Origin of the sequence: Treponema primitia ZAS-1 (assembly GCF_000297095.1) — a bacterium.
Lineage (GTDB): Bacteria > Spirochaetota > Spirochaetia > Treponematales > Breznakiellaceae > Termitinema > Termitinema primitia_A.
On sequence record NZ_AEEA01000031.1, the window covers coordinates 1 to 426 of the forward strand.

Below are 426 nucleotides of genomic sequence, written 5' to 3' on the forward strand. Positions count from 1 at the left end.
ACTCCACGCTGCTTTCCCTCCTTCGGTACCGTTCTATAATAGCGGTCTCAAAGGATACCGTTTTTAATTTGGACACCTTCAGTTCTACCTCCCCGGAAGTCGTCCCCAGTTTTCGTTTATAGCTTTGCATGTATGCACTAATTTACTCCTTTTCGGAGGACGGGTTTCAATCCACGCACCCGTGAAGGTGCGACTGGTCTTTGTAGGGTTGGCCCATGAAGATGTTGATAGTTTCAATCCACGCACCCGTGAAGGTGCGACTTTATAATAATCATTTCTCTATCTATTATATTACGTTTCAATCCACACACCCGTGAAGGTTCGACGTGGTATTTACAGCCCTGGACAAGTGTCCAGGATTAGGTTTCAATCCACGCACCCGTGAAGGTGCGACACCACAAAAGCGGTTTATCCGGCATCCTCCCT

1 pseudogene is annotated in these 426 nt (G+C 47.4%); it reads right to left on the reverse strand.

Going from position 1 to position 426, the window contains the following annotated elements:
* Positions 1-121: pseudogene (locus TPRIMZ1_RS20240) on the reverse strand (transposase); the annotation flags it as partial.
* Positions 122-426 lie beyond the last annotated feature (305 nt).